This window comes from Kitasatospora sp. NPDC050463, assembly GCF_040655255.1.
GTDB lineage: Bacteria > Actinomycetota > Actinomycetes > Streptomycetales > Streptomycetaceae > Kitasatospora.
The window spans coordinates 1-18375 of record NZ_JBFAJO010000057.1; the positions used below are offsets into that span (position 1 = coordinate 1).

The 18375-nt window shown below is 72.3% G+C and carries 14 protein-coding genes and 4 pseudogenes; 11 read left to right on the forward strand and 7 right to left on the reverse strand.

Annotated features, from left to right (window positions below):
• Nucleotides 1–91: 91 nt before the first annotated feature.
• Nucleotides 92–388 (forward strand): annotated as a pseudogene (locus AB0J08_RS29370) (nuclear transport factor 2 family protein); the annotation flags it as partial.
• A 69-nt stretch (nucleotides 389–457) separates the two neighbouring features.
• On the opposite strand, the gene AB0J08_RS29375 reads toward AB0J08_RS29370, so the two are convergent.
• Both AB0J08_RS29375 and AB0J08_RS29380 read right to left on the reverse strand, forming a co-directional pair.
• Complete coding sequence (locus AB0J08_RS29375) at nucleotides 458–694, reverse strand: hypothetical protein (protein WP_360640801.1); 237 nt, start codon at nucleotides 692–694, stop codon at nucleotides 458–460.
• A 525-nt stretch (nucleotides 695–1219) separates the two neighbouring features.
• Nucleotides 1220–1348: a hypothetical protein gene (locus AB0J08_RS29380; RefSeq protein WP_360640803.1), complete on the reverse strand. Its 129-nt coding sequence runs from the start codon at nucleotides 1346–1348 to the stop codon at nucleotides 1220–1222.
• Between the two features lie 125 nt (nucleotides 1349–1473).
• On the opposite strand from AB0J08_RS29380, the gene AB0J08_RS29385 reads away from it, so the two are divergent.
• A complete protein-coding gene (locus tag AB0J08_RS29385; RefSeq protein ID WP_360640805.1) occupies nucleotides 1474–3144 on the forward strand; it encodes an immunity 49 family protein in 1671 nt (556 codons plus the stop codon).
• Here AB0J08_RS29385 and AB0J08_RS29390 read toward each other — a convergent pair.
• The gene (locus AB0J08_RS29390) at nucleotides 3029–3943 is read right to left on the reverse strand and encodes a hypothetical protein (protein WP_360640807.1); all 915 of its coding nucleotides are present in this window, start codon (nucleotides 3941–3943) and stop codon (nucleotides 3029–3031) included. The two genes, AB0J08_RS29385 and AB0J08_RS29390, sit on opposite strands and share 116 nt — an antisense overlap.
• A 319-nt stretch (nucleotides 3944–4262) precedes the next feature.
• Here AB0J08_RS29390 and AB0J08_RS29395 point away from each other — a divergent pair, with 319 nt between their 5' ends.
• On the forward strand, nucleotides 4263–5537 hold the full coding sequence (locus tag AB0J08_RS29395; RefSeq protein ID WP_360640809.1) for a hypothetical protein: 1275 nt from the start codon (nucleotides 4263–4265) through the stop codon (nucleotides 5535–5537).
• Nucleotides 5538–6187: 650 nt separating this feature from the next.
• On the opposite strand, the gene AB0J08_RS29400 is transcribed toward AB0J08_RS29395, so the two are convergent.
• The 3 genes and pseudogenes from AB0J08_RS29400 to AB0J08_RS29410 all read right to left on the reverse strand — a co-directional run.
• Nucleotides 6188–6700 carry an RlpA-like double-psi beta-barrel domain-containing protein gene (locus AB0J08_RS29400; RefSeq protein WP_360640811.1) on the reverse strand — a complete coding sequence of 171 codons (513 nt, stop codon included), beginning with the start codon at nucleotides 6698–6700 and terminating at the stop codon, nucleotides 6188–6190.
• Nucleotides 6701–8054: 1354 nt separating this feature from the next.
• A pseudogene (locus AB0J08_RS29405) lies at nucleotides 8055–8651 on the reverse strand (TniQ family protein); the annotation flags it as partial.
• Nucleotides 8648–9133: pseudogene (locus AB0J08_RS29410) on the reverse strand (ATP/GTP-binding protein); the annotation flags it as partial. The pseudogenes AB0J08_RS29410 and AB0J08_RS29405, both read right to left, overlap by 4 nt.
• Before the next feature lie 395 nt (nucleotides 9134–9528).
• On the opposite strand from AB0J08_RS29410, the pseudogene AB0J08_RS29415 reads away from it, so the two are divergent.
• Nucleotides 9529–9843 (forward strand): annotated as a pseudogene (locus AB0J08_RS29415) (GNAT family N-acetyltransferase); the annotation flags it as partial.
• Here AB0J08_RS29415 and AB0J08_RS29420 read toward each other — a convergent pair.
• A complete protein-coding gene (locus tag AB0J08_RS29420; RefSeq protein WP_360640911.1) occupies nucleotides 9767–10555 on the reverse strand; it encodes an MBL fold metallo-hydrolase in 789 nt (262 codons plus the stop codon). The pseudogene AB0J08_RS29415 and the gene AB0J08_RS29420 overlap by 77 nt on opposite strands.
• A 482-nt stretch (nucleotides 10556–11037) precedes the next feature.
• Here AB0J08_RS29420 and AB0J08_RS29425 point away from each other — a divergent pair, with 482 nt between their 5' ends.
• The 7 genes from AB0J08_RS29425 to AB0J08_RS29455 are packed head-to-tail and all read left to right on the forward strand — an operon-like array spanning nucleotide 11038 to nucleotide 18362.
• On the forward strand, nucleotides 11038–12453 hold the full coding sequence (locus AB0J08_RS29425; RefSeq protein ID WP_360640813.1) for a PLP-dependent aminotransferase family protein: 1416 nt from the start codon (nucleotides 11038–11040) through the stop codon (nucleotides 12451–12453).
• Entirely contained in the window at nucleotides 12450–13412 is a 963-nt protein-coding gene (locus AB0J08_RS29430; RefSeq protein WP_360640815.1) for a chlorinating enzyme, read from the forward strand. The genes AB0J08_RS29425 and AB0J08_RS29430 overlap by 4 nt, the downstream gene beginning before the upstream one ends.
• The gene (locus AB0J08_RS29435; protein WP_360640817.1) at nucleotides 13409–13672 is read left to right on the forward strand and encodes a phosphopantetheine-binding protein; all 264 of its coding nucleotides are present in this window, start codon (nucleotides 13409–13411) and stop codon (nucleotides 13670–13672) included. Before AB0J08_RS29430 ends, AB0J08_RS29435 begins: the two co-directional genes overlap by 4 nt.
• A 2-nt stretch (nucleotides 13673–13674) precedes the next feature.
• Complete coding sequence (locus AB0J08_RS29440) at nucleotides 13675–14466, forward strand: alpha/beta fold hydrolase (protein WP_360640819.1); 792 nt, start codon at nucleotides 13675–13677, stop codon at nucleotides 14464–14466.
• Nucleotides 14423–16027 (forward strand): amino acid adenylation domain-containing protein, encoded by a 1605-nt coding sequence (locus AB0J08_RS29445; RefSeq protein ID WP_360640821.1) that lies wholly within the window; start codon nucleotides 14423–14425, stop codon nucleotides 16025–16027. The genes AB0J08_RS29440 and AB0J08_RS29445 overlap by 44 nt, the downstream gene beginning before the upstream one ends.
• The gene (locus AB0J08_RS29450) at nucleotides 16020–17297 is read left to right on the forward strand and encodes an MFS transporter (RefSeq protein WP_360640823.1); all 1278 of its coding nucleotides are present in this window, start codon (nucleotides 16020–16022) and stop codon (nucleotides 17295–17297) included. The genes AB0J08_RS29445 and AB0J08_RS29450 overlap by 8 nt, the downstream gene beginning before the upstream one ends.
• A gap of 15 nt (nucleotides 17298–17312) precedes the next feature.
• The gene (locus tag AB0J08_RS29455) at nucleotides 17313–18362 is read left to right on the forward strand and encodes a D-alanine--D-alanine ligase family protein (RefSeq protein WP_360640825.1); all 1050 of its coding nucleotides are present in this window, start codon (nucleotides 17313–17315) and stop codon (nucleotides 18360–18362) included.
• Nucleotides 18363–18375: the final 13 nt, after the last annotated feature.

Here is an 18375-nt window from a genome sequence, read left to right on the forward strand (position 1 = left end):
AGCCCATCTGATCGACGCCTGCCTCACCGAGACCGGACTGATCATGGACGGCTGAGCTCAGCAACAGCCGACATCACGCAATCAAGTTCAGTACCGCCAGCGAACCGACGGCGAGTGGGCCGACCGCGCCCAGTTCCTCGCCCACATCGCCCACCTGCGCACGCTCGTCGCGGACGGCGAGGTCGAGGTCCACGAAGAGCTCTACGACGGCGGCAGCTACGCCGACCGGCACACCTGCCACATCACGAAGAAGGACGGCTCGACCGTGAGCATGGAGGTCTACGTGTTCGCCGACCTCGCCCGCGACGGCCGCTTCCAGCGCATCGAGGAGACCACCCTGATGCTCAAGGGGTCCGACGCCGACCGCGACCTCGGCAGCGCCCGCTGACCACCCCCACACCTCGATGCCAGGGCAGAACACCTTGATGCCGCCCCGCCCCGGCCTGCCCGCTGCGTCCTACAGCTGCCAGGCCCCGCATAGGGGCAGCGTGTGGTCGGTGAGGGTGCGCCAGACGGCCGCGCTGGTGCCGTGCTGCTCCAGGTCGTCCAGGCGGGCGGCGCCGGCCTTCACAGTCATCAGCATCCGGGCGACCAAGGGGTGGGCGTCCGCGATGCTCTGGAGGTCGCGGATGCGCTGCCGGGCGGCACGCTCGCCGGTGTCGGCGAGGACGAACAGCAGCCGCGGGAAGACCACGTAGTGCTGCTGCCAGGCCGGCAGGATGCTCTGCGCGCCGGCGGTGCGCCGCAGATGGGCGGGGACCCGGGTGGTGGTCGCGGAAGCGGGCGTAGCCGATCAGCTTGGCGGCGAGCTTCTCGCTGGCCATGGTGCCGCGGTCGACCTCGACGAACGCCCGGCACAGCCTTCGGCCGCCCGCGGCGGTGCAGCAGGCCGTCGGGGATGACGGCGCCGCCTGGGCCTTCGCCGTAGCGGTGGTAGACCTCGGGCAGGAAGTCCACCGGCTGGCACTCGTCCCCCACCTTCCGGGCGCCGGCTACGAACGCGGCCTGGGTGCGGGTGACGGCGAGGATGTGCCCGACCCGCAGCCTCGCCTCGGTATCGTCCTCGGGCAGCGGCGGGGAGGCCACGCCATCTCGCGGAAGCGGGCGGCGATCCGCGCGCCCCGCTCGGTCAGGTACCAGGCCCGCAGCTTCCCGGCCTGCGGGAGGAAGACGTCCTCGACCAGGCTCTCCTTGCGTAGCCGTCGCAGCCGGCGGCGCATCAGCTCCGGCTGGCTGTCGGGGGTGTGTGCAGGACGCGCAGCTGCTCGGCCGTGGCCATCCGGAACTGGTACAGCGCGGCGACCACGGCGTGGTCGACGTTCGGACGCGGTGGAAGGGTCCGTCCCAACCCTGCTCCGCGGTTTCGCTCCCCGTGTTGGTCACTCGCCGGAACCGCTCCCGGCGGCCCCTCCGACCCCAGTGTCCGACCCGCTGCCTAGGCTGGGGGCAGCCGATGATCAAGGGGGCAGGACTGTGCGGATCGAACGTCACCAGGTGGACGGGACGCGGGTGGCGCAAGCCCGCGAGGATTTCGTGAACCGGATCGGGAGGCAGGTCCACTCCTACTCCCGCGCCGGTCTGATGACCACCACCGAGTGGCAGCTGATCGCCGACTCCTTCCTCGACTACCTCGGGGCCCTCTCCACCACCCGGCCCGACCTGCACACCGCCGAGGCCAGGGCCGTCCTCCGGGACGCCACCGCGGCCGCCGCCGGCGCCGTCTCCTTCGCCGCCTACTACCCGGTCGACAGCTTCCACGTCTTCCTCGACTACCCGAACTTCGGGATGAGCTACGACCGCGAGCACGGACAGGAACGCGACCCCCGCCACCGGGTCAGCGCCCGCGAGTGGCTCGACGCGTTCTGCCTCGCCATCGTCGCCGACCAGGTCTCCCCTCACGGCGAGGCCTTCTGCTGGGCCCGGCAGCTGATGGCCGACGAGCCGGCCACGCCCACCCTCGAGCTCGTCGACGGCCTCCTGGCCCACTTCTACGAGGACGACGGCGTCCCGGCCGGCAGCACCGGCCCCGCCGCCGGACTGCAGCCCGGCGTGCGCGCCCTGTGCGCCCTCACAGACGGGGACCGCGCGGCCTTCGACGCCGCCCTGCTCGCCCTGCTCGAGGACGGACCGCACGGCACCGGCCCGGCGAGCCTCCTGCCGCTGCTCCCGATCGCCCTCGCCGCCCTCGCGTACCGCACCTACGGATGGTCCCCGGGGGTCGACAGCGACTACCTCCCGCACGCCCTGGTCACCGGCTTCGAGACGCCCAGGGCGCGGGTCCACGCCTTCGGCCGCGACCCGCGCCCCGACGCCGTGGCCGCGCTCGCCGCCGGGCCCGTCCACCTCGACCGGCCCAGCCCGGCCCGCCCGTACAGCCCGGAGAGCGAGGCGCGGTTCGAGCGGCGCACCCTGGAGGCCGTCACGCCGAAGGAGGGCGAGCCGCTGGACGCGTGGGAGCTCACGGGCGCCCTGCGCTACCAGACCTACCTCCTCGCGGCGCGCGCCTCGGAGTCCGACGACGCCACCGACGCCGTGACCGCCACCCTGCGGCTCGGCTCCCAGCTGGGAGCCGCCGCGTTCCGGGCCGCCCTCGCCGAGCCGGGCACCGAGGCCGAGGCGACGATCGACGGTCGCAGCCTGCGCTTCCCCGCCCGCCGGGACCGGGACTTCGGCCCGGCCTTCTGGCAGACGGCCCTCTCCTACGCCCTGATCACCGGCACCCCCGAGGACCTCGAACCGATCGTCCTGGCCGGCCCCACGATCGCCGCCGAGGACCGCTCCCCGTTCGCGTCCTACCGCACCGCCCTGCACGACCACCTCCGCGGCGCCGACCCGATCCCGGCCACCGAGCTGGCCCTGAAGGAGGCGGAGCGCATCCGGGAGGGCTACCTCCCGGCCCCGGCCGTCCTCCTCTCGCAGCTCCTCGGGGGCGACGCGACCAGCTTCGACCTCGCCCTGCTGGACGCCCTGGAGGCCCACCGCGACCACCACGGTGTCGCCGACCGCGGCACCGACACCGGCGCCCCGCTCAGCCTCGATGTCCTCGCCCTCGCCTGCCACGCCCGCCGCACCCGCGGCTGGGCCGTGCGGGTCCGCTCGCCCTACCTCCCGCCCCGCCTCCTCGACGCCGCCGGCCGGGCCTGACCCCGGCCACCCTCGCGACCGCCCTGCTGCGCCACACCGCCGAGACCTTCAGGCTGTGGCGGGTGCGGGGCGAGGTGCGGCTGGACCTGGAGACCACCGCCCGGCTGTACGACTGCCTGGTGCGGTACGCCGCCGACCTCGACGCCAGCATCGCCTTCGCCTGGCTCGGCAGCTCAGGGAGGTCGGCATCGGCCAGCCGGCCGCTTCCGCCCGGATCCGGGTGATGGAGACGCAGATCGGGGACGGCGGTGAGCAGGTCGGCGACGGCCGGGTTCTCCTCGGCGGCCAGGCGCAGGTCCGCCACCGCCGCATCGATGGCGGCGGCCGGGGTGCCGGCCAGGACCACCAGCAGCCGCGGAAACGCCCTCCAGTGCCGCTCCCACGCCCGTCCCGACCCGTCGTCGCCCGCCTGCTCCCATACCCGGGCACAGGCCGCCAGCTGCGCCGCGGTCTGCTCGTCTCCGGCCCCGGGGCGGTGGCGCTCGATGAACGCCCGCAGCCGCCGCCGGCCACCGGTGGTGGTCGCGGTGTAGGCGAGCTCGGCGGCGGGCCGGTACATGTCCCCGGCCGGACCGGCGGGGTGCTCGGGGGCGGGGAGCGGCCCGCAGCCCTCGCCGCGGGCGCGGGCGTCGGCGACGAACGCGGTGTGCACCCGGCCGAGGTCGAGGAGGTGGCCGCGCCCGTAGCGCAGGGCGGCCTGCTCGGCGGCCGCGGCCTGGTGGCCCGGGCGGCGGGCCTTCTCCTCTCGCGTCCGGCTGGTGCCGGCCGCTCGCGGTGGGGGCGGGGGTCGGGGCGGCACTGCCTGGCGCCCGGCCCTGGCTCCGTCTCGGCCTTCCCGACGTGGTGGTCACCTCTGCGGCGCTGCCGTCAGCGGCTCCGCAGCCGGTGTTGAGCCCCGGTGCCCCTGGAAAATCCGGGAGCGGTGTTGGCCGGGTGCGGGATGCTGACGTCTATGAAGGATCCGGAGCAGCAGACCAGCGAACCCGAAGTGCGGGACGACGGGGAAACCGCAGTCGCGGAGGCGGCGGCCGGCCAGGTGAGGATTATTCAGCTGCTGCCCCGGGACTACGACCCGCTGGGTCCTCTGCGGGCGCAGCTGGCTGGCATCAAACCGGATCGTGAACCAGCCTCTGATCGACGCCATGGCGTCGATCGGGGCCCAGCAGAACGCCCGGATCGTGGCGGCGGTGAACGCCGTGGTGAAGCCGAGGCTGAACCTCATCGACACCGCCCTGACCGCCTCGATCGTCCGGCCGCTGGCGCTGTTCGACAGCCTGCGGGAGGCGATGGCCGGTTTCACCGCGGGGCAGAGCTCTGCGCTGCAGGACGTGCTGGGGGTTGTCGGCGCGGCCGCCCAGGTGCGGGCCGGCCTCCTCAACGATTCGTTGCGGCTGTTCGAGAACAACTTCGCGGCCTCCGGTCTCAGCGCGCAACTGACGTTCCGGGGTCCCGACCTGACCGCTTCGCTCACCGGTCTGCCGGTACTGTCCAGGGGTCTGCGGGAGGCGATGGCCACCTTCACCGCGGGGCAGAGCTCTGCGCTGCAGGACGTGCTGGGGGTTGTCGGCGCGGCCGCCCAGGTGCGGGCCGGCCTCCTCAACGATTCGTTGCGGCTGATCCAGAACGACTTCGCGGCCTCGTACTCCTCGCCGCTGAACCGGATCGCCGAAGAGATCAGCCGCACCGTCGCCAAGGACCTGTTCGCCGGGTTCGCCGGCGTCCGCGAGCTGATCAAGGACTGGCTGCCGGACAACCTGACCGGCCTCGACGCCAAGCAGTGGACGTGGCTGCTGCGCGTCGCCGCGAAGGACGGCATCTGCCTGGCCTGGGCACCGCGTGCGGAGATCGTCGACGCGCTCCTTGCCCTGCCCAGCACGGCGGCTCGGCGGCAGTACCTGGCCGACCACCGCCTGGAGCTGGTCGAGGACGTCGAAGCCAGCCTGGAGGAGGTCGACCACCCCGACCTGCTCGATCTGCGGACGCTCACCCTCCAGGCCGCTGCCTGCATCCGCGACGGCCACGACGCACCGGCGCAGGCCCTGCTGGGCAACGTGCTGGACACCCTCATGGCCGCCCACGGCCGGGCCTGGCTGCGCAGCTACTTCCCCCAGGGCACTTTCCCGGCCGACCCGAACACCGGCAGCCACAAAGTGATCATCGGGGTCCTCGGCGCCTACACCGGCAGCTCCCAGCTGCGAAGGCTGTCGGCCATCCTCCTGGTCACCGCGATGAAGAACGTCTTCCTGAACGGCGTCGACCGCCAGCACACGTTCAATCGGCACCTGAGCGCGCACAAGGCGTCCGCCCACACCTACCGCACCGAGTTCGCCTTCGCCGCACTCCTGAACACCCAGGCACTGCTGCGCCTGGTGGACCGCTACCTGTACGTCTGAGCGGCCGTGCCGTACCCGGCTATGCACCTGGCCCGTCTTCCCGCTCGGGAGAACGGGCCAAGGCCAGGTGCTGTGGGTCAGGTGGGGTCGGCGACACGGTCGTCGTGCAGCCGTCGGCCAGCCTCCAGCAGCCGCTGCTTCAGTTGCTCCGCCTGCTCGGCACCGAGCAGCATATCCGCCGCCTCGCTTCGCTGTCGGGCTTTGTCCTCCCGGCCCGGGTTGCCAGCAGCCGCAGCGAGCTGCTCGAGCGCAGCCGCATGCCCCTTGTCCGCGAACTCCGGCGGGCCGGGTTGGGAAGTCGCTGCCGGCAGCGGGGGCGGCGCAGACTGGGGCCGTCGTATCTGTCACTGTCACACCGCCCGCGGATCCATCCAGGCGGACGGCAACCACATCACCAGCGAGCACACCGGTGTACAGCTACGCCTGGGGCCCGACAGCCGGTGGCACCCGTATGTCGGCGGGCTGACCGGAGCCTGGCAGCCGTCGCCCGGCCCGTCGCCCGACGCCGTCGCCGCCTACCGAGCAGCCCGCACCACCCGACTCACCCGCCCCCGGTAGCCGAGTCCCGGGCCGCATCCGCCCGCCGTCCCCGGGGCCGTAGTGCCCCGGGGACGGCGGACCAGGTGACCACGGTCGACCTGGTGTGCAGCTCAACGCGGGTGGGGTGAAGTCCGTGCGGTGTCGGGCTGTGGCTGGGGGGCAGGCTGTGCGGCAGTGAGCTGCGCCCGGGTCCCGGGCCGCACCGGGGTGGAAGGCCCCGGATCGGGCTTGGGCTTCCACCTCGGGGTCGTGGTCTGCGGATCGGGCTTGGAGTCGACCCAGTGCCACTTCACCTGGATCACGCCCGTGTCGAGGGAAGCGAGTTTCTGGAACGCCCCTTCCGTCAGGCTGATGCCGTACATCGGCTCGCCCGGGGCTTCATCGACCACGGTCACGGTCACCGATTTCTTGCCATACGTAACGTTGATCTTCCGTCCGCAGTTGGGACCCGGGTACCCGCCGCCGAACATCGCGGAGTTCAACGAGACGACGTCCTGGTTTGGGTTGGACACCCAGCCGCACGCCCCCAGACCGGGGGTGTAGTACGACGCTCTGCCCTTGAAGTCCGCTGCTGATGAGGGAGCGGCGGCGACCATGACAAACACACCCGTAGCCAGCAGCACGGCCGGTACAGCCTTGGGGATTCTTGTCCTCATGGATTCCCTTTCTGGACGTCTCGTTCCGGATGGCGCGGACCAGGACTCCGGTGAGGGGCTTCATCACCCGACACGTCGCCACTCCACACCGACGGCCGGCGTGTCTCCTGTCCGGCCCGGCCTCACGGCACCGGGCCGGACGCACCGCCCAACCACTCAGTCGAACGGGCCCCCGAGGCCCAAAGGTTCACGCCGGCCCTGGCGGCCCCAGGAGCCTGGCTGACGCGGGTGCCGGTGGTGTCCGGTGGGTGATTCGGTGGCCCCCGGGCGCCCGCTGCTGTCCCGGCCGATGCGCCCGTCGTCGTCGTGGCCGATGCCGGGGCCGGCCTTCGCCTGCCGCGCACCGGCACCTGCGGCAGGTGCTGCAGGCCGCTGCTCTCCGGTGCCTGCCGCCCGCTGTTCCCGGAGAGTGCTGCGCCGGTGGATCGGTGCAGCAAGATAGTGCGAAACGTAACGTTACGACCGCCTGCCGCCGCTCCCCGCCCGCTGCTGTTCCCTGCCCGGTGCTGGTTCCTCGGCTGCTCGCCGGTGTGTCCCGGTGTCTGCGCCCGGTGATCATGGTTGGTGTGGCGGGTCGGTGTTCGGCTGAGCGGTCGTGTTTTTGGGTTTGGGGTTGATGGGTTGGTTGAGAAGCGCCAGGCGGTGGTGGGGTGGTGTTCGGGGGTGGGGGCCGGTTCTCGGGGGTGTTGCTGGCTGGCGGTCAGGGTTGTTTGACCTGCTGGTTTTGGTGGTTGATTGAGTACTTGCGGATAGCGTGAGAAAGGGTGGGGTTTCCCGCTGTTTGGTTGAGAGCCCTGTATGCGCTGGGGGCGGGGATGGCTGCAGCCGGGCCGGCCTGGGTGTTCAGCGGTTTCGGGTGTGGTGGTGGGTCCAGGTGGTGAGGAGGTTGCCGGGCAGCGGGGTGAGGTGGGGCAGGCCGAGCGCGCGGGCGGTGTGGTCGAGGAAGGCATGCACGCGAGGGTCCGCTCTGCCGTGGCGGGGGGCCGGGAAGGGTGGGGTGGTGGCCAGGGTGCGGGCGAGGGTGACGGTTTCGGGGTAGGTGACGGCGTCTCGGGCCAGGAGTGTCCAGGAGCCGGTGCACGGGCTGTACGTCGGGGTTGGCGTGCTGGAGGAGGTACCGGCGGCGGCGCCAGCGGGCGGTCAGGGCGGTGTGGGTGGAGTGGTCGTGCCAGCGGGTGGTGATCGCGGCGGCCCAGGTCCACGCGTCCGCGGCGTCGGTCCGGTGCTGCAGGCGCTGATGGGATCTGTACGCGGTGTCGAGTTCGGGGAGCGATGCAGTACTGAGGCTGTGGTGGGGGCCGGCGGCCCAGTGGTGGTGGCGGGGGCAGAGTCTGGCGTGGTCGGGCAGGTAGGCGAGGGCGTGGTTGGTGGTACCGGCTGTGCGGCGCAGCGTGCATGTGGGGCAGGCCCGCAGCGGTGCGTGTCGGGGGTCGAGCCTGTGCCACCAGGCGTGGCCGCCGGCGTGGCCCGCAAGCACGAGGCCGGGCTCCGCGGGGGAGGTAGTACCGAGGTGGGGCAGGGCGAGGGCGAGGTGGTGGTGGGGGAGGCGGGTGAACGCGGCCAGGCGGTGCTGCGCCGTGCGGTCGAGGTGGAGTTCGCTGCCTGCGGGTGTGCGGCTGGGGCGGCCGCTCGTGGTGATGGCGAGGCCGTCCAGCAGGTGTGCGGGCGCCAGGTGGTGGGCGTCGGCGAGGCGCTGCAGCCGGGAGGTGGTGCTTTCGGCGGGCAGCGGCCGGATGTCCAGGAGAGTGGGAGCCGGTGTGAGGAAGCCCGGGAGCGGCCGGATGCCGGGCACGGCCACCGGACCGGGTCCGGGGGTGGCTGGCGGACCGCCCGGGGAGTGCTGCGCCAGGTGCCTGGGGGCGGGGCTGCCGTCCGCCTCTGGCCTGGTGGTGGCTGCGGGTGGGGGGAGGGCGTTCACCGTCGCCTTGCTGCGGGCCGGACTGGTCGGTGGTGGTGTTCGGCGAGGTGGTCGAGGGTGATGGCGTCCAGTGAGGTCTTGGTGATTTTCTCGGTGCCGTCGAGGATCGCGGTGATCGCGGCCTGGCGGATGAGGCGGGAGAGGCTGCTGATCCGCCCGGCGGTGCGCTGGTGGAGGTAGGGGACGAGCCGGCGTAGGGATCCGGGGCGGTGTGCGGTGAGGTCGAGGGCGTTCTCGAACGCGGCGACGGTGGAGCGGAAGGGGGTCTGGTCGCCGATGCGGGCGGGCAGGGGGTCGCAGTCGATCAGTGAGGTACGTCCGGCCAACTGCGCGCCGCGCACCCCGGAGAACAGCGGGGTGTCGGCGACGTCGATGCCCGCGTACACGAACGTCGCCGAGATCCGCTCCGTGAGGTCCTTGAGGAAGTCGGCCGCCTCCGCCCCCGTGCTGGTGCGCGGGTTGAGACGGTGGATCTCGTCGACTTTACCGACCGCAGGAGCTTGTGAACCGGCTCTGAACTGCGACGACTCATAGACTACATGTCCGCGACGGGGAGTCGGGGTTGTTGTCGCTTCGTGGGGTTCGTGGTGCCGCGAGCGGAAGCGTGGTGCGAGGGCGCCTGGTGCCTCGTTGTAAATCAGTCGTCCAGGAGCGTGGGACCCGACACGATACGGTCATGGCTAGCGATCTCTTGCTTGACCGGGCCCGGGAGCTCTGGACACAGCTGGCGGTGAAACCAGTGGAGTTCTCCTCCTTGGACGGAGCGAACGTCGTGGTCTCTCCTCGCTCGCAGTTGTGTCCGCCGTTGTGGACAGGGATCGTCGTCCTGGGCGGCGCCAGCATCATCACCGTGCCGAGCGTGCAGGTCGCCCCGCTGATGGTCGGCGCTTCAAGCAAGCTGTCCGGTCACGAACTCGTTGACGAGGACCGCTTGCGTGAGGTGCTGCCCGTCCTCGATGTACGTGGTCCTGCGTCTCTCTTCTATCTCGACCGCGCCGACTTCCTGCCTGCGCAAGGCGCCGCTGTCGAGGAGGCGGTGTGCGGCGACGATGAGCTGGCCGCACTCCTGGCCCGTGCTGGTGAAGAGGATGCCGGCGAAAGCGGCTTGGAGGACATCACCTCTCCCGCATTCGTCCTCCGCGACGGTGACGACGTGGTTGCCGCGGCCGGTTATCAAGTTTGGCCGCAGTTGGTGGCTCACCTGAGTGTGCTGGTTGCGCCGGGTCATCGAGGCCGAGGGCTGGCGCGGGTCGTGGCGTCCCACCGCCGTACCCGGCCGGGGTCCAGCGCGCCGCCGTGGCCGACGTGGAGGGCGGTGGGGCCGAGGGCGAGCATCTCGCGGAGGCTGGCGAGGTTCTGCCGCGGATCGTCGTGGAAGGGCGGGTTGGCGGGCTTGCCGGGGACGAGGCCATGAAGGAGCCCGCGATCAGGTCGCCGGCGACGAGGTCGCCGTCGTCGGTGAGGACCGAGATCGATCCGGCGGTGTGCCCGGGGGTGGGCATGATGCGCGCCGCGAGGCCGAAGTCCTCCAGGCTCGTCTCGCCGTGGACGAGCACCGCGGGTTCGAACGGCTCGGCCCGGACGTGCAGGTTCGGGTTCCGGGCAATCAGCCGGCCCATCGGCCCGGTGGGCAGGTAGGGCTCGCGGACCCGGCCCGAGCGGTACGGCCCGAGGTCGGCGACGTGTCCGGCGAGGGGCGCGCCGGTGAGCCGGTGCAGCTCGGCGGCGGAGCCGAAGTGGTCGATGTGGCCGTGGGTGATGACGATCAGTGAGACGTCGGCGGGATCGACGCCGTGGGCGGTGATCCGCTCGTGGATCCGCCGGCCGCTGCCGGGGATCCCGGCGTCGACGATGACGGGGCGGCGGCCGAGCAGCAGGTAGGCGTTGATGCTGTGCCGGCCCATGGCCGGGATCGGGACGACCTTCGTGCGGGACACGGTTCTCCTCCGGGGGGCGCCGGCCGGTGCCGCGCCGCGGGCACGGCGAAGCCCGGGCGCCGGGGCGGGTGTCGGGGTGATGTACCGATCCTTTCGCCCGGCCGGATTCGGCCGCAATGACTGGGATCTGCCACATGCGGCCACCACCCGGGGCCGTACGGCCGGTGGACCCCGGAGTGATGTGCGTCACATCACGGGGGCGGCCGGGGAACGGCACCGAACGGGTAGCCGCAGGTGGAAAGTGCTTCCGGACTCCGGGGCCGGTCCGGATCCGGCAAAGGGACCGGCACGGCCAAGGGGCTTGGCTAACGATCGGACCGGTGCCTACCATCATTCGGGTGAGATCCGCCCCGGTGGGACGAACCGTTGCGGCGAGCGCCTTCTCACGAATGAATCCTTCAGCGTGATCGCACGATCAGGGGCCCATGGCCGACGGGGGATGCACACGAATGCTGGAGATCTCTCTCGATCAAGAAAGTCCACTGTCCTGGCCCCACCAGATCTACCGGCAGATCCGAAGCGCCGTCATGGCGGGCGGTTTGCGGAACGGTGATTCCCTGCCGCCGGCCGGAGAGCTGGCCCGGCGGCTGACCGTCCCCGAGGAATCGGTCGGCACGGCCTACGCGTGGATGGGTGCCGAAGGAGTCCTGGAATGCCGGAACGGCGCGCCGGCGCGAATTCGCACCGGCGCACGGGGGGAACACCGGGCCGGAGAGCCGGTGGCGCCGCTCGGATTCTGGGCGGACCTTCCGAGACCGCCCTCCCGGCTCAACGCGACCCCGGCCCACGACTTCCGCGCCGGGGTGCCGGACACGCGCCTCTTCCCGACGGACACCTGGCTGCGCCTCCTCACCGAGGAGACGGCCGCGATGCCGCCCCGGCTCCTGGTCTACGACGACCCGCGCGGGAACGCCGACCTGCGGGCGTCCATCGCGGCGCGGCTGCGGCGGTCCAGGGGCCTGGAGGCAGGGGCGGCCGAGGTCCTCGTCACCAACGGGGCGCAGCAGGCGGTGCACCTCGCGGCCCGGGTGCTGCTGCGCCCGGGCGACCGGGTCGCGGTGGAGAACCCCGGCTACCCCCCGGCACGGCAGCTGTTCACCAGCCTGGGGGCGGAACCCGTCGGCGTGCGGGTCGACGCGCAGGGGCTCGTGGTCGACGAGATCCCCGACGACTGCAGGCTCGTCCACGTCACCCCGGCGCACCAGTTCCCGCTGGGCACGGCGATGTCGCTGCGCCGCAAGCTGGAGCTGCTGGAGTGGGCCCGACGGCGGGGTGCGGCGATCGTGGAGGACGACTACGACTCCGAGCTGAAGTTCACCGAGCGGCCGCTGGAGCCGCTGCACAGCCTGTGCCCCGACGGCCGGGTGGTCTACGTCGGGTCGTTCTCCAAGGTCATGCTCCCGATGCTGCGGCTCGGGTTCCTGGTCGCTCCTCCCGCGCTGATGCCCGCGCTGGCGAAGGCCAGGTACCTGACGGACGTCTGCACGCCGAGCGTCGAGCAGGCCGCGCTGGCGCGCTTCCTGGCCGGGGGCGGATTCGCCGCCCACCTGCGCGGGCTGCTGGCCGAGTACGGAGCCAGGCGCGAACTGCTGACCGACGTCCTCACCCGCGACTTCGGCGACGTGCTGACCCTCGTTCCCTCGGAGGCGGGGCTGCACGTGACGGCCCGCGCCGAACACGACATGTGGCCGCTGGTGCAGGCCGCGCGCAGGGCGGGGATCTGGCTCTATTCGCTGGGCGACTTCACCGACCCGCCGAACTCCGCGCACGGACTGCTGTTCGGCTACACGGCCATGCCGGCCGGGGCCATCGAGGCGGGGCTCCGGAAACTGCGCGGGATCCACGACCGGAAGGGCAGGAAATGACGCAGCGGAGCAGCTTCTCGCTCGATGCCGACGAGCTGGCGGAATTCCACCGCAACGGGTACATCGGGCCGTTCGATCTCTATCCGCCGGACGAGATGGAGCGCAATCTGCGGGCCCTGCGCCCCAAACTGCTCAATACCAGGACCTCGGTCTATGCCGAGGACCGGGCGATCTCCGGCAGTACCAACCTCGCCAACTACGACCGTCACCTCGATGTCGATTTCCTCGCCGAGCACATCACGCGGCCCGAGATCGTCGATCGCGTCGCGAGCATCCTCGGCCCCGACGTGCTGTGCTGGCGCAGCGAGTTCTTCCCGAAGTATCCGGGCGACGAGGGCACCGACTGGCACCAGGCCGACAACTTCTCCAATGTCGCGGGGTCCAAGCACCCGCAGATCGTCTGGCCCGAGGACGCCGGGTTCGGCGGCACCATCACGGTCTGGACCGCCTTCACCGAGGCGACCGTCGACATGGGCTGCCTGCAGTTCATCCCGGGATCGCACCGGACCATGAACTACGACGAGTCCAAGTCCATGACGTACGACGCGGACGCCATCAACCGGGTCGACAAGAACGGGATCCGCCGGGGCTTCTTCGGCTACGACTACCGGCAGTTGCAGAAGGACCCGAACTGGAGCCCGGACGAGGCGAGCGCGGTCTCCCAGGTGATGCGGCAGGGCCAGTTCATCATCTTCTGGTCCACGCTCATGCACGCCTCCCACCCGCACAGCGGGAAGACCGACGGCATGCGGCTCGGTTACGCGGGCCGCTACCTGCCCACCTCGGTCCGGGTCTACCCGTACTCCGACCGGCTGGAGGAGTTCGGCGGCTCGGCGAGCCTGGCGAGGTTCGGCAACGTGCTGGTGTCCGGGCAGGACTCCTACGAGCACAACAGGTTCGTGAGCGCCACGCGCTCGGGCAGGCCGTTCGAGGCCCGGCAGACGGGGGCGGGCGCGTGAGCGAGCACGAGCGGCGGCTGCACGCATGGGTGCTCACGACGTGCCGGGACCTCGGGCTCCCCGTGCGGAACGACGAGGACGACTTCTTCGAGGCGGGCGGCACGTCGCTGACGGCCGCCCGGCTGATCGCCCGGGCCGAGGAGGCGTTCGGCGAGGACGCCCTGCCGCCCGAGGACCTCTTCGTGGGCAGCACCGTCGGCGAACTCGTCGTCACCCTGGCCAGGAACGTGCCGGCGACGACCGGCGACCACGAGCGCTGACGATGGCCTCCGACGGTGACCGGTGGCTGCTGCCGCTGAAGGATGCGACGCGTGAGCCGGCCGTCACCTTGATCTGCTTCCCGTACGCGGGCGGGAACCCCGCGCTGTTCCGCCCCTGGGCGGACGAACTCGCCGACAACGTCGGGGTGGTGGCGGTCAGACTGCCCGGCCGGGGCACGCGGGTCAACGAACCGTCGTGCGCCGACTGGGCGACGCTCCTCACCCGCGCGTCCGAGGCGCTGGAGCCGCTCCTCCGGGCGCCGCACGCGTTCTTCGGACACAGTTTCGGCGGCCGCCTGGCCTACGAGCTGGCGCACCTCGCCGCGGCCGAACACCCCGGCCGCACCCGGCGGTTGTTCGTCTCCGGCTGCCGGAGCCCGGACCGGGCCCGCACGCCCCCGCTCCACCTGTTGCCCGACGCGGAGTTCCGGGCGGCGCTGCGGGACATGGGCGGCATGCCCGCGGACCTGATGGCCAGTGAGCCGCTGCTGAGGATGCTCGTGCCCGCGGTGCGCAACGACATCCGGCTCGCCGAACTCTGGGACGACCGGGCGGTGGTGCCGCTGGATGTACCGTTGACGGTGCTGTACGGCCGGGACGACCCCGTCGACCCGGCCGCCACGATGCGGAGCTGGCCCGCGTTCGCCGGTCGCGGGTACGAGCTGGTCGGACTGCCGGGTGCCCACTTCTTCCTCGAGACCCACCGCCGGCTCGTCCTGGACGTCATCAACGAGAGATTGGGAACCTCAGGTGCGGAGGCTCGTCGTCGGCCCCGAAGCGCTGGCCGTCCATGACCGGATCAACCGGACCGGGAAGAGCTATCCCGACGACCTCGGGGTCGCCACGCTGTTCGAGCGCCAGGCCGCGCGCGTCCCGGACGCGCCCGCCGTCGTGCACGGGGAACGGATCCTGACCTACCGGGAGCTGGACTCCCTCGCCGACGGCCTGGCCGCGCGGCTGCACGCGGCCGGGGTCCGCCGCGGCGACGTCGTCGGCGTGTGCTGTGACCGTTCGCCGGAACTGGTCGTCGCACTGCTCGCGGTGCTCAAGTGCGCCGGCGCCTACCTCCCGTTCGACGCGGGCTGGCCGGACCAGCGCCTGCACACCGTGCTCGACCGGACCGGGTGCACCGCCGTCGTGACCGACCGGCCCCCGGCACTGGGCGCCCGGCTGCCCGGCCGGCGGATCGTGCCGGCGGGCGGGACGGCGGGCGGCGCCGCCCCCGACGTGTGCGCCGGTCCGGACGACATCGCCTACGTCACCTTTACCTCGGGCTCGACCGGGACGCCCAAGGGGGTCCCGATCCGCCACCGCAGCATCGCCCGACTGGTCCACGGGGCGAGGTACGCGCGGCTCGACGGGGGCACCCGGCTGCTGCAGCTGTCGCCGGTCTTCTTCGACGCCGCCACGTTCGAGATCTGGGGCGCGCTGCTGCACGGCGGGACGTGCGTCCTGTACCCGTCGGGCTTCCTGCGGTTCTCCGAACTGCGGAAGGTGCTGGCGACGCACCGCGTCACCACCGTCTTCCTGACGACGGCGCTCTTCAACTCGATCGTGGACGAGGCGCCCGCGACGCTCGCGGGCGTCGAGACGGTCCTCACCGGCGGCGAGGCGCACTCCCCGCGGCACATGGCCGCCGCGCTGCGGCACTACGGCGCCGACCGGATCGTGAGCGTCTATGGGCCGACCGAGAGCACGACCTTCGCCACCTGCTACCCGGTGCGCACCGCGGGCCCGTCCGAGACCCCGCTGCCTATCGGCGGGCCGATCCAGAACACGCGGCTCTACCTCGTCGACGACGGCCGGCTGTGCGCGGCGGGGGAGGCCGGAGAGATCTGCCTCGCCGGCCCGGGCCTCTCGCCGGGCTACCTCGCCGACCCCGCGGCGACGCGCGAACGGTTCGTCGAGTACGACGTCGGCGGGCGGCGGGAACGCCTCTACCACACCGGCGACCGGGGACGCCTCCGGGACGACGGGGCCGTGGTCTTCCTCGGACGGCTGGACGACCAGGTGAAGATCAACGGCTACCGGATCGAACCCGGCGAGGTGCTCCACCACCTCGACCGGCATCCGCAGGTCCGGCAGAGCCACGTGGCGGTCGCCGAGTCGGCGGCGGGGGAGAAGTCGCTGGTCGCCTTCGTCGTCCCCGAGGGCGCGGGGTGCACACCGGCGTCGCTCCGCGAGCACCTGCGCGCGCAACTCCCGGCCCACCTCGTCCCCGCGGCGATCCACCTCTGCGCCGCGCTGCCCCTCTCCCCGACCGGGAAGGTCGACCGGCGCGCACTGCTCGCCCGCCACGAAGCCGCGCAACAGGCGCAGGGGCCCGTACGGGTGGGTGATTCCGCTGGTGTCTGACGCCGGTGACGACGCTCCGCCGGGCCGGGCCGGGGCGCGCAGGTCGGACCTCGCGGTCCTGGTGGCGGCCCTGGGCCTCAGCATGGGCGGCGCCTACCTGGTGCTGCCCTTTCTGGCGATCTACCTGACCTCCGAACGCCAGCTGTCGATCGCCGCCGGCGGAGCCGTCCTGACGACGATCGTCGTGCTGGAGCGGGGCGGGACGTTCGTCACCGGGATCCTGAGCGACCGGTACTCCCCGAGAGCGCTCATGGTGGCCGGGATGGCGGCGGGCGGTGCCGGGTTCCTCCTCCTCGCCTCCGCGCGGCAGACCGCTCCCATCGTGGCCAGTGCCGTCCTGCTCGGGGTGGGGAACGCCTTCTTCGTGCCGGCCTGCAAGGCGGTCCTGGCGGTGGCCGCCGAGGTGTACGGGCCCCGGGTCTTCGCCCTCCGCAGCACCGCGGCGAACGCCGGGTCCGCCCTCGGGCCCCTGGTCGGCGGAGTGTTCTACGACCACTTCACCGCGCTGCTGGTCGCGGCCGCGGTCCTGCACCTCGCCTGCGTGGTCCCGGTGAGCCGGCTCCGGGCGTCGGCCGCCTCCGGCAGTGCCCGGGCGATGGGACTCGTCGAGCGGGCCCGCAGCATCCTGTCCGATCCGGCGGCGATGTGGCTGATGGTGGCGAGCATCGGGTTCTGGACCTGCTTCAGCCAGATCACCCTGTCCTTCCCGCTGCACGCGCAGGACGTGCTCGGTTCGCCGGGCGCGGTCGGCGTCTTCACGACCCTGAACGCGGTGATCATCATCGCCGCCCAGATCCTCCTGGTCCGGATCGTCCTCAAACGCCCGGACCAGGCCGTCGGGGTCATCGTGCGGGGCATGCTCCTGATGGTGGCCGCGTTCGGTGCCCTGATGACCGGGCGGAGCGCCGTCCAGCTCGTCGCGTTCATCGTCTTCTTCTCCCTCTCCGAGCTGCTCCTCGGCCCGGCGCTCGACACCGCGGCACACGCCATCGCGCCGCGCGGGCAGGAGGCCGCGTACCTGGGGTTCGTCTCGGTCGGCTGGGCCGTCGGCGCCGTGCTCGGCAACCAGCTCGCGGTGCTGACCTTCGACCGGGCACCGGGCTCCGGCTCCCACCTCGTGACCTGGGGGTCCTGCACCGTGATCGCCGTCGGCACGGCGGCCGCGTTCCACCTGTTCCGCACCACGTTCCGCAAGAGGTCCGCAGTCCTCGCGGCAGAACCGCGTGACGCGGTCGGCGACAAGTCCACGGCGCAGGCCGGCGGCATGTGAAAGGAAGGGCTCCTCGTGCTCGGTTCCCGAACTCCGGCCGGCCGCATCCGGGTCGCCGTCATCGGCGGTGGTACCAGCCCGGAACACGACATCAGCCGGACCAGCGCCGACAGCGTCGCGGCCGGCCTGGACCCGCGGACGTACGAAGCGGTCCCCTTCACCCTCGCCCGGGACGGCGGGTGGCTGGACGCCGGGGGCGTCGCGTACTCCTCCTTCGCCGCCGCGGTCGAGGCCCTGGAGGCCTGCGACGTGGTGTTCCCCGCGGTGCACGGTGCGCCGGGCGAGGACGGCGCCCTCGCCGCGCTCTGCGAGGTGGCGCGGATCCCCTACGTGGGCTGCTCGCCGGCCACAGGCGCGATGGCGATGCACAAGCAGGTCACCAAGCTGGTCGCCGAGTCGCTCGGCGTGCGCACCGCGCCCGGCGTCGTCCTGCGGTCGAGGACGGACCCGGTAGGGCTGGAGCCGCCGGTCGTGGTGAAGCCGGCCACGGCCGGTTCGAGCCTGGGGGTCTCCTTCGTGGCGGAGCGGGACGAGCTGGCACCCGCTGTCGACGCGGCGTTCCGGCTCTCCCCGGAGGTGCTGGTGGAGTCCGTCATCACCGGACGGGAGATCAACACGGCGGTCCTCGAAACCGCCGACGGCCGGCTCCACCTGGGCGAACCCATCGAGGTCCTGCTGGACGACAAGCCGTTCTTCGACCACGAGACGAAGTACGGCGGCACCGCCCGTTCCCGCTGCCCCGCGCCGCTGACCGCCGGGGAACGGGAGGGGCTCTTCGGAGCCGCCGAACGGATCTTCCGCGGCATGGGCTGCACGGGGCTGGCCCGGATCGACTTCTTCCTCACCGACTCCGGGCCCGTCCTCATCGAGGTCAACACGATGCCGGGGTTCACCGAGGGCTCCCACTACGCGTCCATGTTCGGAGCACGGGGGATCACCTTCACCCGCCTGCTCGACGCACTCGTCACGACGGCGCTGCGCCGCCGCACGGCGGTGCCCCGGGCCCTCCCGGAGGGCGGGGAGCCCGACGGGGCCGCGCCGCCGGCGAACACCCTCCAGTCCTGAAGCGATTCCCGGA

Bases quoted from the DNA above. Each gene is read 5' to 3' on its own strand.
- AB0J08_RS29420 (WP_360640911.1), bottom strand. From the start codon at position 10,555: ATGGGCCGGCACAGCATCAACGCCTACCTGCTGCTCGGCCGCCGCCCC.
- AB0J08_RS29425 (WP_360640813.1), top strand. From the start codon at position 11,038: ATGCTGGAGATCTCTCTCGATCAAGAAAGTCCACTGTCCTGGCCCCAC.
- AB0J08_RS29430 (WP_360640815.1), top strand. From the start codon at position 12,450: ATGACGCAGCGGAGCAGCTTCTCGCTCGATGCCGACGAGCTGGCGGAA.
- AB0J08_RS29440 (WP_360640819.1), top strand. From the start codon at position 13,675: ATGGCCTCCGACGGTGACCGGTGGCTGCTGCCGCTGAAGGATGCGACG.